The 12,632-nt window shown below is 70.7% G+C and carries 11 protein-coding genes; 7 read left to right on the top strand and 4 right to left on the bottom strand.

Annotation, left to right across the window (positions count from 1 at the left end):
- Nucleotides 1–23 precede the first annotated feature (23 nt).
- Nucleotides 24–1,160: a 5-(carboxyamino)imidazole ribonucleotide synthase gene (locus IE660_RS05710; RefSeq protein WP_207730994.1), complete on the top strand. Its 1,137-nt coding sequence runs from the start codon at nucleotides 24–26 to the stop codon at nucleotides 1,158–1,160.
- Nucleotides 1,153–1,689 (top strand): 5-(carboxyamino)imidazole ribonucleotide mutase, encoded by a 537-nt coding sequence (gene purE / locus IE660_RS05705; protein WP_203567351.1) that lies wholly within the window; start codon nucleotides 1,153–1,155, stop codon nucleotides 1,687–1,689. The genes IE660_RS05710 and purE overlap by 8 nt, the downstream gene beginning before the upstream one ends.
- Before the next feature lie 2 nt (nucleotides 1,690–1,691).
- Here the strand turns inward: purE and IE660_RS05700 are convergent, their stop codons facing one another.
- Entirely contained in the window at nucleotides 1,692–4,664 is a 2,973-nt protein-coding gene (locus IE660_RS05700; RefSeq protein ID WP_203567350.1) for a glycoside hydrolase family 2 TIM barrel-domain containing protein, read from the bottom strand.
- Between the two features lie 65 nt (nucleotides 4,665–4,729).
- A complete protein-coding gene (locus tag IE660_RS05695) occupies nucleotides 4,730–5,974 on the bottom strand; it encodes an LCP family protein (protein ID WP_203567349.1) in 1,245 nt (414 codons plus the stop codon).
- A 116-nt stretch (nucleotides 5,975–6,090) separates the two neighbouring features.
- Here IE660_RS05695 and IE660_RS05690 point away from each other — a divergent pair, with 116 nt between their 5' ends.
- Together IE660_RS05690 and IE660_RS05685 are read left to right on the top strand one after the other, a co-directional pair.
- Nucleotides 6,091–7,587 (top strand): LCP family protein, encoded by a 1,497-nt coding sequence (locus IE660_RS05690; protein WP_203567348.1) that lies wholly within the window; start codon nucleotides 6,091–6,093, stop codon nucleotides 7,585–7,587.
- 37 nt (nucleotides 7,588–7,624) lie between these two features.
- Nucleotides 7,625–8,665, top strand: a complete 1,041-nt coding sequence (locus IE660_RS05685) for a glycosyltransferase family 2 protein (RefSeq protein WP_203567347.1) — start codon at nucleotides 7,625–7,627, stop codon at nucleotides 8,663–8,665.
- Nucleotides 8,666–8,684: 19 nt separating this feature from the next.
- Here the strand turns inward: IE660_RS05685 and IE660_RS05680 are convergent, their stop codons facing one another.
- Both IE660_RS05680 and IE660_RS05675 read right to left on the bottom strand, forming a co-directional pair.
- Nucleotides 8,685–9,311 carry an SIMPL domain-containing protein gene (locus IE660_RS05680; protein WP_203567346.1) on the bottom strand — a complete coding sequence of 209 codons (627 nt, stop codon included), beginning with the start codon at nucleotides 9,309–9,311 and terminating at the stop codon, nucleotides 8,685–8,687.
- Nucleotides 9,312–9,324: 13 nt separating this feature from the next.
- Nucleotides 9,325–10,062 (bottom strand): TIGR03089 family protein, encoded by a 738-nt coding sequence (locus IE660_RS05675; protein WP_203567345.1) that lies wholly within the window; start codon nucleotides 10,060–10,062, stop codon nucleotides 9,325–9,327.
- 89 nt (nucleotides 10,063–10,151) lie between these two features.
- On the opposite strand from IE660_RS05675, the gene IE660_RS05670 reads away from it, so the two are divergent.
- The 3 genes from IE660_RS05670 to IE660_RS05660 all read left to right on the top strand — a co-directional run bounded on the left by IE660_RS05670 (nucleotide 10,152) and on the right by IE660_RS05660 (nucleotide 12,621).
- Nucleotides 10,152–11,231, top strand: a complete 1,080-nt coding sequence (locus tag IE660_RS05670; protein ID WP_203567344.1) for a mannose-1-phosphate guanylyltransferase — start codon at nucleotides 10,152–10,154, stop codon at nucleotides 11,229–11,231.
- A gap of 62 nt (nucleotides 11,232–11,293) precedes the next feature.
- Entirely contained in the window at nucleotides 11,294–12,214 is a 921-nt protein-coding gene (locus IE660_RS05665) for a hypothetical protein (RefSeq protein WP_203567343.1), read from the top strand.
- A gap of 176 nt (nucleotides 12,215–12,390) precedes the next feature.
- The gene (locus tag IE660_RS05660) at nucleotides 12,391–12,621 is read left to right on the top strand and encodes a WhiB family transcriptional regulator (RefSeq protein WP_203567342.1); all 231 of its coding nucleotides are present in this window, start codon (nucleotides 12,391–12,393) and stop codon (nucleotides 12,619–12,621) included.
- Nucleotides 12,622–12,632: the final 11 nt, after the last annotated feature.

Below are 12,632 nucleotides of genomic sequence, written 5' to 3'. Positions count from 1 at the left end.
TCGGCGGCGGCCAACTGGCCCGGATGATGCACCAGGCATCGATCGGGCTCGGCATCACCATCCGCCTGCTCGCCGAAGGGCCCGACGTCTCCGCCGCCCAGGTCGTCCACGACGTCACCGTCGGCGACTACGCCCACCTTGACACGGTGCTGGCGTTCGCCAAGGACTGCGACGTGATCACCTTCGACCACGAGCACGTGCCCACCGCCATCCTCGAGGCGGTCGAGGCCGCCGGGGTCGCGGTCCGCCCCGGCCCGAAAGCCCTCGTCCACGCCCAGGACAAGGCAGTCATGCGCGCGCGGCTCACCGCCATGGATGCCCCCTGCCCAGCCCACGAGGTGGTCGCAGACGCCGACGCCCTGCGCGCCTTCGGCGAGCGCACGGGGTGGCCGGTGATCGCCAAGACCAGCCGGGGTGGCTACGACGGCAAGGGCGTCTGGAAGATCGACAGCCCTGACCAGGCCGACATTCCCTTCGAGGAACTCGCCCGCCCGACCTCGACCGTCGACGGCGGGACGATCAGCCGCGAGGGCGTCCAGATCATCGCCGAGGAGTTCATCGACTTCAGGCGCGAACTGTCGGCGCTGGTCGTCCGCTCACCATCGGGTCAGGCCGTCGCCTACCCGATCAGCGAGTCGACCCAGCGTGGCGGCATCTGCGTCGAGACGATCACCCCCGCCCCCGGGCTCACCGACGACCAGGCGCTCGAGGCCCAGCACCTCGCCCTGCGCATCGCCCAGGAACTCGAGGTCGTCGGCCTGCTGGCGGTGGAGTTGATGCAGCGCCGAGACGGGCACGTCGTGGTCAACGAGTTGGCGATGCGTCCGCACAACACCGGCCACTGGACGATCGACGGCGCCCACACCAGCCAGTTCGAGAACCACCTTCGGGCCGTGCTCGACCTGCCGCTGGGCGAACCCGGTCTGCGCGCCCCGCACGTGGTGATGACCAATGTGCTCGGTGGCAGCGAGGACGACCTGACCGGCGCCCTGCAGCACTGCTTCGCTCGCGATCGTGAACTGCGCGTCCACCTGTACGGCAAGAGCGTCAAGCCCGGACGAAAGGTGGGCCACGTCACCTGCCTGGGACGAGACCTCGACCAGACCCTGCGCCGAGCCCGGCACGCGGCCGGCTACCTGATGGGAGACCCTGATGCTTGAGCCCACACCTCGCCACTCGGATCGCTCCGGCGCCCGTCGTCCCCGCGTGGGACTGGTGATGGGGTCCGACTCCGACTGGCCCACCATGGAGCCCGCCGCCGCGGTCCTGCGCGAGTTCGACATCGCCGTCGAGGCCGACGTGGTCTCGGCGCACCGGATGCCCGAGGAGATGGTCTCGTACGGACGCATGGCCCACCGCCGCGGCCTCGAGGTGATCATCGCCGGCGCCGGGGGAGCCGCCCACCTGCCCGGCATGCTGGCCTCGCTCACCCCGCTGCCGGTGATCGGCGTGCCGGTGCCGCTGAAGCACCTCGACGGCATGGATTCGCTGCTCTCGATCGTCCAGATGCCCGCGGGGGTGCCCGTGGCCACGGTTGGGGTCGCCAACGCCCGCAACGCCGGCCTGCTCGCGGTGCGGATCCTCGCCACCGGGGACGAAGAACTGACCGCGCGGATGGTGGCGTTCCAGGAGAGCCTGCGCGAGACCGCCGCCGCCAAGGGTGAGGCGGTCCGCAGCTTCAACAGCTGAGGTCAGCTGGCGATCGGGTCGATCCGCAGCGAGAGCCGCATCGGCTCGGGCCTCAGCCAGTACTTCGGCAGCGGGAACGGACCACAGGCGGCCGAGCCGATCGAGGCCTGGGCCAGATCGACGTGCAACCAGTTGACCTCGTCCCGCTCGATCTCGCTGGGGTGGGCCGCTGCGGCGATCGCCTTCTCGGTCCACGGCTTCAGCGAGATGTCGAATGGGCGCTCGGCGGTGATCCGTACGCCCTGCCCACCCGTGGACGAGACCTCGGCCCAGCGCACCTGCGACCGGTTGCCGTTCGACTGCGGCCGGGTGTAGCGGGTCTGCAACTCGTCCACACCGGCGCTCCAGCGCCCGATCTGCACGGCGGCGGTGCTGTCGCGGTAGCTCTCGCCCGGGCCGAGCCCGAACCAGGTCAGCCGCTCCCACTCGCTCGGCACGCTCCAACGCAGACCGACGCGAGGCATCACCAGCGGCCAGTCGCCCTCGGGCACGGTCTCGACGTCGACCAGCAACGCATCGCCGACACCTCGCCAGGTGAACGTGGTGCGGTAGGCCAACTCCAGGGCCGCCGGTGCGGTCCGGGTGACCACGGTGAGCGTCTCGCCGTCAGCCTCGACCGACTCGGTGGTGAAGTGCAGCCGATCCAGGCCGGCCTTCTTCCACAACGTGCCCAAGTGCGTCTCGCGACCCGGAGCCCAGCCCAGCCGGTCGTTGTCGGTCGGTGCCCGGAACAGGTCGAGCTCAGGGCCCGAGACAGCCGTCCCGAACAGTTCCACCAGTCGTCCCGACCGGTCGAAGCGCGCCCCGCCCAGGGTGTGGCCGTCAGCGTCCGATGCCACGGCAACAGCCTCGCCCTCACCGACAGCCACCGGACGACCAGCATCCAGCTGACCCTGGCCGACCGCCACTTCGTGGCCGGCCTCGGCCCACGGCGTGTCGACCGACAACGACGCGGTCACGGTCAGCCACCGCTCGCCGCCCTGTCCCTCGGGCAGCTCGGGCAGCGCCACCGAGACGGTCTGCTCGGCCTCGACCACTGGCACCTCGAGGGCACCCTCGGCCACGACCTCGCCGTCCTCGCTGAGCGACCAGGCGAACCGGTGGCTGGACGAGTCGGCGAAGCTCAGCATCGAGGTCACCGAGATGCCTTCAGGCCCGATCGCGATCTTGAACGGCGCGATCACGCCCTTGAACTCGAGCAGTCCGGGCGACGGGGTCCGGTCGGGCAGCAGCAGGCCGTCGGCGATGAAGTTGCCGTCGTGCAACTCCTCACCGAAGTCGCCGCCGTAGTAGTAGTCGGCGCCCTCGTCGCTGCCACGTCGTCCGACCTGGCCGCCGGTGGCGACACCGTGGTCGATCCACTCCCAGATGAAACCACCGTTGAGCGGCTCGAGGGTGTCGAACAGGTTCTGGTAGTCGGCCAGCTCACCGGGACCGTTGCCCATGGCGTGGCCGTACTCGCACAGCACGAACGGCACGCTGTACTGGCGCGGCGTGAACTCGTCCTGACTACGCCACATGGTCGACCTGGCCTCGTCGGTCAGCGGAGCCCGGCTTCCGATGATCTCGGTGGTCGGGATCGAGGTGTACATCTGGCTGAGCACGTCGGTGTACTCCACGGCCCGGTCACCCTCGTAATGGATGAACCGGTCGGGGTCGCGCCGGCGGGTCCACTCGGCCATCGTGGCCAGCCCCGCACCGGTGTCGGACTCGTTGCCCAGCGACCAACTGATGATCGAGGCATGGTTCTTGTCACGCTCGACGGTGCGCTGCATCCGGTTGACCAGCTGCGGCGTCCAGCGCTCGTCCGCCGGCGGGTTGGCCTCCCAGCCACCCAACTGGAAGCCGTGGGTCTCGAGGTCGCACTCGAGCATGACCCACAGGCCGTACTCGTCGCACAGGTCGAGGAACCGGGCATCCGGCGGGTAGTGCGAGGTGCGCACGGCATTGATGTTGTGCTGCTTCATCAAGAGCACGTCGCGCAGCATGGTCTCGTCGTCCATGGTGCGGCCGCGCTCGGGATGCCACTCGTGCCGGTTCACCCCTCGCAGCGAGATGTTGCGGCCATTGACCATGATCCTGTCGCCGTCGATCCACACCCGGCGGAACCCGATCCGCAGGCTCACCTGCTCTGAGTCGGTGGCCACGGTCAGGTCGTACAGTCGCGGCGTCTCGGCGGTCCACGGCTGCACCGAGGCGAGGTGGTGGGTCTGGTTGGCAGCCACGTCGTGCAGGGCGAGTTCGGGCACCGACACCCGCGCCAGCACCGGCTCGCCACCGCGGGTCACGTCGACCCGCAACTCTCCCGAGCCCGAGTTGTGGTCGTAGTCGGCATGGACGAACACGTCGTCCACCCCGTACTGCGGACGACCGAGCAGGCTCACCGAGCGGTAGATGCCCGACATCCACCACATGTCCTGGTCTTCGAGGAAGGTGGCCTCCGACCACTGCTGCACGCGCACGGCCAGGGTGTTCTCGCCCTCGACCAGGGCATCGGTGATGTCGAACTCGGTGGTCAGCCGCGAACCCTTCGACCAGCCGATCTCGGTGCCGTTGACCCACACCCAGAACTTCGAGTCGACGCCCTCGAACCGCAGCCACGTGCGCATGCCGTCGTGCGCGGCGGGCACGGTGAACCGCCGCCGGTACTCACCGGTGGGGTTGTCGTCGGGGACGAACGGCTGGCCACCGGCCGCCGGCACCGGGATCGGGTAGAGCACGTTGGTGTAGGCGGGACGACCGTACGGTGCGGCACCGGCGGGATCGACCATCTGCCAGCACGACGGCACCGCCAACTGGTCCCAGGCGGCGTCGTCGAAGTCGGGCGCCTCGAAGCCGAGGGTGGCCCGGCTCGGCGAGGGCAGCCAACGGAAGGCCCAGTCGCCATCGAGCGAGGTCACCGGGGCGTCGGTGGTGAGGTGCGCGCGGGGCGGCAGGGCGCCCTGCCAGGGAAGCCAGATGGGGTCGGTGGTCATGCCCACGAGCCTATCGAGCCCACTTCGCGCATGAGCCGTTGCCCGCAGGCCATGCCCGAGGGGATTCAGCGCTGGTAGCTGGTCAGCTTGGAGGTGTCGCCGCGGGCCAGGTCGGCGAACATCCGCTTCGCCAGCGCCTCGTCCCACAGCACGCTCGACCCAGCCGAGGTGTGCGCGTCGGCGTTGGCGATCGGCACGGTCATGCTGATGCCCCCGCCGCTGCTGATCGTGCGGAAGGCGAGCGCTGCCCGGGCGAGTTCGCCGGTCGAGGTGTCGGACGACTTGGTGACCAGGTCGGCGCCGGCGGAGTTGAGCGCCCAGTACCGGTTGGGCAGCAGGGTGGCGGGGCTGACCGCCTTGTCGACCACCTTGCCGATCACCTCGCGCTGGCGCTCGATCCGACCCAAGTCACCCTTGGGGTCTGCCTTGCGCATCCGGGTGTAGGCGAGTGCGTCCTTGCCGTCCATCTGCTGGCAGCCGGCGGGGAAGTCGGCCTTGGAGTCGCGGTCCTTCATGGGCTTGTCGAGGCAGACCTCGATGCCGCCGACGGCGTCGACCATCCGTGGGAAGGCGGCCATGCCGATCTGCAGGTAGCCGTCGATCCGCAACCCGGTGTTGGCCTCGACGGTCTGCACCAGCAGCTTCGGCCCGCCGAAGGCGTAGGCGGCGTTGAGCTTGTTGGAGCCCTTGCCGGGGATCTGGACGTAGGAGTCGCGAGGCAGGCTGATCAGCGCCGGCTTCCCCTCGTCGGGGATGAACAGGATCATCATCGTGTCGGTGCGAGCACCCTCGGCACCGGGACGATCATCGGTGCCGGTCAGCAGGATCGCGGTGCCCGGTTGATCGGCGGGACGACTGCCCCCGGGGCTCGCATCGACCGACCCGGCGCGAGCCAGGTGGAACAGCGGCACGCCCACCAACCAGAGGACGACCAGCACCAGCAGCAGCGCGATGAACCGGCCGACGCCACCGCGACGACGGCGCCGCCGCTGGGTGGGGCGAGGTTCCTGCTCGGTCCCAGCGGGCGGCGGGGGAGCGCCCTGGTCGCGACGACGGTCACGCGAGGACGGCTGCGAGCGGCGACCCTGCTGCGCGGCGGGCCTGCGGCTTGCCGGCGGCGGGCCGGCGACCCTGCCCTGCTCGACTCCGGCCTGGTCAACCCTGGTCCGGTCGAGTGGCGGCTGGTCCACCCGGGTCGGCGGGTCGGCCTGCTCACCGGGCACGGCCCGGCGCTGGTCGGAGTAGAGCCAGTCGAGGTCGTCCTCGCGGGCGCCGTCAGGGCGCCTGCGCGGGTCTGGGGTCGCGTTCATCGGCCTCAACGCTACCCGGCCGTTCCACGGCGTGCCTGCCAGCATCGGGCGGGCCGGGCTGGTGATACTGGGGGAACCCGTTCGGCTCCTTCCCCGCCCGAAAGGCCGCAGTCCTCGTGCCTTCCCCCTCGTCCCTGCCCTCGCTCACCGCCGCCCAGCGGGCCCGAGGCGTTCGCCTGCGCCGTGGGATCGGCTACCTGCTCGGCTCGGCGGTGCTGCCCGGCTCGGTGCAACTGGTCGCCGGGAACCGGCGTCTCGGCGTGCTCGGGCTGCGGGTCGTCGGTCTGGTCTGGGCGGTGCTGCTGCTGGCCGGGGTGGGCCTGTTCGTCGCCCGGGGTGCGGTGGTCACCGTGGCCACCACCGGCTGGATCCTCAAGGCCCTGCAGCCCGTGCTGTGGGTGCTGGGCGCCGGGTGGGCGCTGCTGCTGCTCGACTCGCTGAGGTTGGCTCGCCCGGGCAGCCTGGGACGACGCGGCGGCTGGGCGACCACGCTGTCGGCGCTGGCGGTCGCGGTGGCCGTGCTCGCCGCCTCGATCGGTGCCGGCAACATCGCCCGCGCCCAGGGTGACCTGTTCTCGTCCGTGCTCGGTGGCGGCGGCAACGCCAAGCAGAACGCCGGCCGCTACAACATCCTGCTGCTCGGTGGCGATGCCGGTGCCAACCGCGACGGGCTTCGTCCCGACTCGATCCACGTCGCCTCGGTCGACGCCGAGAGCGGACGCACCGTGCTGTTCAGCCTGCCCCGCAACCTCGAGGACGTCCGCTTCCCGGCCGACTCGCCGCTGCACGACCTGTACCCCAACGGCTATTCCTGCGACGACCACTCCTGCATGCTCAACGCGGTCTACCTGCTCGGCCAGGAGCATGCCGACCGCTACCCGGGCGTCAAGGACCCGGGCGTGCAGGCCACGAAGGAGGCCGTCGAAGAGACCCTGGGCCTCGAGATCAACTACTACGCGATGGTCGACCTGGCCGGCTTCTCGAGCCTGGTCGACGCGCTCGGCGGCATCCGGCTCGACATCGGCAAGCGGGTGCCGATCGGCGGCGGCTCGTCCAAGATCTTCGGCTGGATCGAGCCCGGTCGCAATGTGCACCTCGACGGCTACCACGCGCTGTGGTTCGCCCGTTCGCGTGAGGGATCGACCGACTTCGAACGGATGGCCCGCCAGAAGTGCGTGATGAGCGCCATGCTGCACCAACTGAACCCCACCACCGTGCTGGTGAAGTTCAACGAGGTGGCCGCGGCCGGCAAGCAGATCGCGGTGACCGACGTCGGCCCCTCCGACGTCAACCGGCTCACCGAACTGGCGGTCAAGGCTCGCCAGAAGCCGATCGCGTCGATCTCGTTCACCCCGCCGCTGGTCTACCCCGGCAACCCCAAGTTCGACGTCATCCACGCCACCGTCAAGGCGGCGATCGAACGGTCCGAGGCCTTGGACGAGGGCCGCACCCCGGCGACCGCCTCGCCCACCCCCGCACCCTCGTCCCAGAACAGCCAGCAGCCGACCACCGCCCCCGCGCCCGCGGCCACCCCGACGCCGACCCCCCGCGACGACAACGGCACCCCGGCGCCCACCAGCGACGACCTCGCCGAAGTCTGCGCGGTGTCGTGATCGTCGGCTTGACGCTGGCGTCCGCGCCGCTGCGACAATGAGCGCCATGACGACCCCGGTGAGCGTGATCATGCCCGTGCTGAACGAGCAGACCCACCTCGCCACCTCGGTGCAGGGCGTGCTCGACCAGCACTACGCCGGTGACCTCGAGATCGTCCTGGCTGTGGGGCCCAGCACCGACCGCACCCGCGAGATCGCCGACGAACTCGCCGCCGACGACCCCCGCATCCGGGTGGTCGACAACCCCTCGGGCACCACGCCCGATGCGCTCAACCTGGCCATCGCCGCCACCAGGCACCCGATCGTCGTGCGGGTCGACGCCCACGGCGAACTCGCCCCCGACTACATCACCACCGCCGTCGAGTTGCTCGAACGCACCGGTGCCGCCAACGTCGGCGGGCTGATGGACGCCCAGGGCACCACCGCCTTCCAACAGGCCGTCGCCATCGCCTACACCTCACGGTTGGGGCTCGGCGGCGGAGCGTTCCACCTGCACGACACCCCCGAGGGCGCCGCCGACTCGGTCTTCCTCGGTGTGTTCCGCCGCGACGCCCTGGTCGCGGTCGGCGGCTACGACCCCGACCTGCTGCGCGCCCAGGACTGGGAACTCAACCTGCGACTGCGACAGGCCGGCGAGCAGGTCTGGTTCTCACCGGCGCTGCGCGTGGTCTATCGACCGCGCAGTTCGGTGAAGGCGCTGGCCAAGCAGTTCTTCCGCACCGGCCAGTGGCGCCGTGAGGTGATCAGGCGCCACCCCGAGAGTGCCTCGCTGCGCTATCTGGCGCCGCCGGCACTCGTGGGCGGCCTGGCGGTCGGCAAACTCGCCGGACTGGTCGGGCTGGTTCCCCGGACCCCGCGCTGGCTGCTGCTGGGCTGGCTGGTCCCGCTGGGGTACCTGCTCGGCGTGGTTGCCGGTGCGGCCGCGATGCCTCGCCAGATGCCGGCGGCCGTACGGGCGCGACTGCCGTTCGTCCTCGCGGTCATGCACCTGGCCTGGGGGTCCGGTTTCGTGGTGGGCCTGCGTGAGGACGAGCGCCATCGCCGCGATGCCGCGCCTCGCCCGGCAGCACAGGCCTGAAGCCCCAGCGCCCCGGCGCTCAGCTGAGCGCGAAGCGCACCGTCAGCACGACCTCGATGGTGCTCTGGCCAGCCTCGACACCACCGAAGGCCTTCTCCGCCGCCATCGAACGCATGATCACCTGGTCGCCATGGCTGCTGCCCTCGACGATCCGCAGGCAGTCACCGAGCGTCGCCCCGGCGCGAGTGGCCAGCGCGGTGGCCTTGGCCTCGGCGTCGGTGTAGGCGGCGTCGCGGGCCTGCTCGGCCAGGGTCGAGGGATCGCTCACCTTGAGGTGCGCCCCGTCCATGCCCAAGGCGTTGCGGCAGGCCTCGGCAGCCCGGGTCAGCACCTGGCCGACCGCCTTCGGGTCACGGATGCGCACCATCACTCGCTGGTGGGCCTCGTGGCCGATCACCCGGCCGTGACCCTCGGGATCCCACTGCGGGTTGATCTGTGCCCCGGAGGTCTGGATGTCGGTCCCTTCGACGCCCTGCTCGCGCAGCACCGCGCCGAGGTCGGCCATGCCCTTCAGTGAGGCCTGCAGCACCGCCGCCACCTCTGGTCCGGTGTGGCGCAGGGTCAACGCGGCCTCGACGCAGTCGGGCACCGCGACGGCGGTGCCCACCCCCTGCACCTCGATCCAGCGCTCGGTCTCAGAAGTCATCGTGCGTGCCCCCTCATCTCGACTCGTCCAAGGACGAACTCACGGCGTGCTCGGCGCGAGCCACGTCGGCCAGGTACTGCTCGTTCGCGGTCCCGTCGACGACGACGACCGATCCGCCGCCCACGATCGCTGAGGCCAGGGCGCGCAGCACGGTCAGGGCGGCCTGCGGACCGTTCGGGACGACCAGCACTCGTCCATCGTCGGGTGACGCAGCCAGGTCGGCACCGGTGACGTCGGCGTCGCCGACGCTCAGCCACACCTCGTCGGGGTCGGCGACAGCGGGGGAGTGCAGGTCGGGTTGCGACAGCACCTCGTGGAAGTCCAGCACGCCGTCGGGCCGGTCGGGCAGTGCCAGACCGAGCGGGTGCAGCGAGCAGGCGATGGTGTCTGCGCCGGCCACAGGGCCCGTCGCCGAGGGGCCCAGCACGGCGACATCGACGTCGTCCAAGGCATCGACGCCCGCGACCAGCAGTCGTCCGCCGGCCTGCCACGTGGCCAGAGCCCAGACCGCCCCCACCCAGTGCCCTGGCCGCTCGGCCAGCACCGGCGCACCGACCGCCACCCCGTCGTCGTCCCAGCCGAGGTCGGCGAGCAGGTTGACGGTCTTGTCGGCCCAGTTGGCCAGGGTGATCGCCGAGAACTCCACACGGGCGGCGGTGCTCGTCCCGCTGGGGTCAACCAGGTACCAGGTCAGCAGCGGGCGGGCCCCGTCGGCGGCGACGCGACGCTCGAGTGCGGTGAACAGGCTCACGGCGCCACCCTAGCCAGCACGTGCACGCGTGTGGCACAGGTGTGGCCAGCCTGCCTGACGGCGAGCGCTGGTCGTCCTAGCCTGTGGGCATGCGACACGTGGCGATCATGGCCGGAGGCTCGGGCAAGCGGTTGTGGCCGCTCAGCCGGCAGGGCGAACCCAAGCAGTTGCTCACCCTGATCGAGGGACGAAGCCTGCTGCGGATCGCCTACGAACGGATCCGCGAGCTGGTGCCCGATGCCAACGTGCTGGTCTGCACCGGTGCGGCCTATGCCGACCAGGTGGCCGCCCAACTGCCCGAGCTGCCGCCGGAGAACCTGCTCGGTGAGCCCGAGGGGCGCGACTCGCTCAATGCCGTCGCCTGGAGTGCCGCGGTGATCGCTGCCCGGGACCCCGAGGCAGTGATGGCGGTGCTCACCGCCGACCACATCATGCGCCCGGTCGAACTGTTCCGCTCGCGCCTCGAGGCGGGCTTCGAGGTGGCTGAGCAGGTCGAGGACGCCTTCGTCACCTTCGGCGTCGTACCGACCATGCCGGCGACCGGCTTCGGCTACCTGCACAAGGGCCAACCATTGGACGACCACGAGCACGCGGTCGAGGTGACCCAGTTCAAGGAGAAGCCCTCGCTCGAGGTCGCCGCCGAGTACCTCGCCTCGGGGGAGTACTGGTGGAACTCGGGCATGTTCGTCTGGCGGGCGGCGACCTTTCTGGCGACGCTCGAGCAGTTGATGCCCCAGACCGTCGCCGACGTCACGGCGCTGACCGACGACCCCAGCCGGGTCGCCGAGCTCTACCCGCAACTGGTCAAGGTGAGCGTCGACTACGCGGTGATGGAGCCGGTGTCGGTGGGACGAGCCCCCGGACGCGTGATCGCGGTCGAATTGCCGATCGAGTGGTACGACGTCGGCTCGTTCCAGGCCCTGGCTGAGCACCTGCCCCGCGACGAGCACGGCAACGCGGTCACCGGCGCCACCGTGGCGCTGGGGGCGTCGGGCAACCTGCTGATCAACACCCGGGGCGAGGGCACGGTGCTGGCGGTCACCGGCGTGCACGACCACGCGGTGGTGACCACGCCCACCGCCACCATGGTCGTCCCGCTGGCCGACTCCGAACTGGTCAAGGACCTGGTCGCGCTGGTCGCGGAGCGGCACGGGGCCGAGCTGGGCTGAGAACCGCCTAGAGTGGCCGATGATGCGCCACGGCCAGTGGCGCCCGTGGTGAGGGGACGATGGTGCTCGACACGTTGAAGAAGCACAGGGAACTGCTGGCCTGGATCGCGGCCGCCGTGGTGGGGCTCACGCAGCTCCAGGCGCTGGTCACGATCCTGTGGGGCCTGGTCGACGGCATGAGCTTCAGCACTGTCATTAAGTCGGTCGGCTACGGCCTCGACCAGTTCGCCTACGTCATTCTGTTGTTGCTCGTGCTGGCGTGCGTGGCGGTGCCCCCGCCGACCAAGCAGGTGAAGCTGCTGGCCACCATCACCCTCGCGCTCGGTGCCGTCGGCTTCGTCGGTGACCTGATCTCAGGGGTGATCTATCGATACGACTACGACGGTCTCAGGCCGTTCACCACGACCCTCAACACCACGATCGCGTTCCTGTTGGCCACGGTGTTCCGGGGCCTGCTGGTCGCCATCGCCTACGTCCTGTGGCAGGCCGCCCAGCGCACCGCACCGGCGCAGGCCGGCGTGGCCCCGGGCACCCAGGTCGCCCCGGCCGGCACCCCGGCCCTGACTCGTCCGACTTGGCAGGCCTCGGAGGCCAGCGGCGGCGCCTGGACCCGCGCCGGCGATGCGGCCACCGGTGCCGGCGCCTCGGCCTGGGGGACCCCGGGCCAGTCGTCCCAGGGGTGGCAGGTACCCAGCCAGCAGGCCGCCCAGCAGCAGCCGGGCCAGCAGCAGCCCGGGCAGTCGTATGCGCCCCAGGGACAGCCGCCGGCTCCCCAGTACTCGGCGCCGGAGTACCCGGCCCAGCAGTCCTCCGCCACGCCGCCGCCGGCCAACCAGCCCTGGCTGAGCGCCGGTCAGGCCGCCCAAGGCATGACCCAACCAGGCCAGCCCCAGAGCCAGTCGTCGGCACCCACCGACGCCGAGGACGGCACGATCCTGCGGCCCCAACCGCAGTGGCGTCCGGTCGACCGCGACGGTCAGTGAGGCACTCTCGGGCACCTGCGGCACTCCTCACCACGGCAGCACGCCTGACGATTTCGCTCTTCGGCTTGACGAGGGTGAATCACACCCGTGTAATTTGACCCACAAGCCCAACACCCCACCCCGGGCTTTCGGGTCGAGAGGACGAACCAGTGCGTGAGCTGCTGACAGTGCTGTCCATGGCTGACGAGGACGAGGTCACCTGGCAGGAGCGTGCCCTGTGCGCCCAGACCGACCCGGAGGCGTTCTTCCCCGAGAAGGGCGGTTCGACCCGCGAGGCCAAGAAGGTCTGCGACTCCTGCGAGGTCAAGCGTGAGTGCCTCGAGTACGCGCTGGCGATGGACGAGCGCTTCGGCATCTGGGGTGGACTCTCCGAGCGCGAGCGGCGCCGCCTCAAGCGCCGGGCCTGACCTGATCTTCA

Origin of the sequence: Aestuariimicrobium ganziense, assembly GCF_015352975.1 — a bacterium.
Classification (GTDB): domain Bacteria; phylum Actinomycetota; class Actinomycetes; order Propionibacteriales; family Propionibacteriaceae; genus Aestuariimicrobium; species Aestuariimicrobium ganziense.
The sequence above is the reverse complement of the archived record's forward strand: the minus strand, read 5'-3'. Positions and strand labels throughout refer to the sequence as shown.

What these genes read in the sequence shown, in the direction of transcription:
- IE660_RS05710 (WP_207730994.1), top strand. Translation starts at nt 24, where the DNA reads ATGATGCACCAGGCATCGATCGGGCTCGGCATCACCATCCGCCTGCTC.
- purE (WP_203567351.1), top strand. Translation starts at nt 1,153, where the DNA reads ATGCTTGAGCCCACACCTCGCCACTCGGATCGCTCCGGCGCCCGTCGT.
- IE660_RS05700 (WP_203567350.1), bottom strand. Translation starts at nt 4,664, where the DNA reads ATGACCACCGACCCCATCTGGCTTCCCTGGCAGGGCGCCCTGCCGCCC.
- IE660_RS05695 (WP_203567349.1), bottom strand. Translation starts at nt 5,974, where the DNA reads ATGAACGCGACCCCAGACCCGCGCAGGCGCCCTGACGGCGCCCGCGAG.
- IE660_RS05685 (WP_203567347.1), top strand. Translation starts at nt 7,625, where the DNA reads ATGAGCGCCATGACGACCCCGGTGAGCGTGATCATGCCCGTGCTGAAC.
- IE660_RS05680 (WP_203567346.1), bottom strand. Translation starts at nt 9,311, where the DNA reads ATGACTTCTGAGACCGAGCGCTGGATCGAGGTGCAGGGGGTGGGCACC.
- IE660_RS05670 (WP_203567344.1), top strand. Translation starts at nt 10,152, where the DNA reads ATGCGACACGTGGCGATCATGGCCGGAGGCTCGGGCAAGCGGTTGTGG.
- IE660_RS05660 (WP_203567342.1), top strand. Translation starts at nt 12,391, where the DNA reads ATGGCTGACGAGGACGAGGTCACCTGGCAGGAGCGTGCCCTGTGCGCC.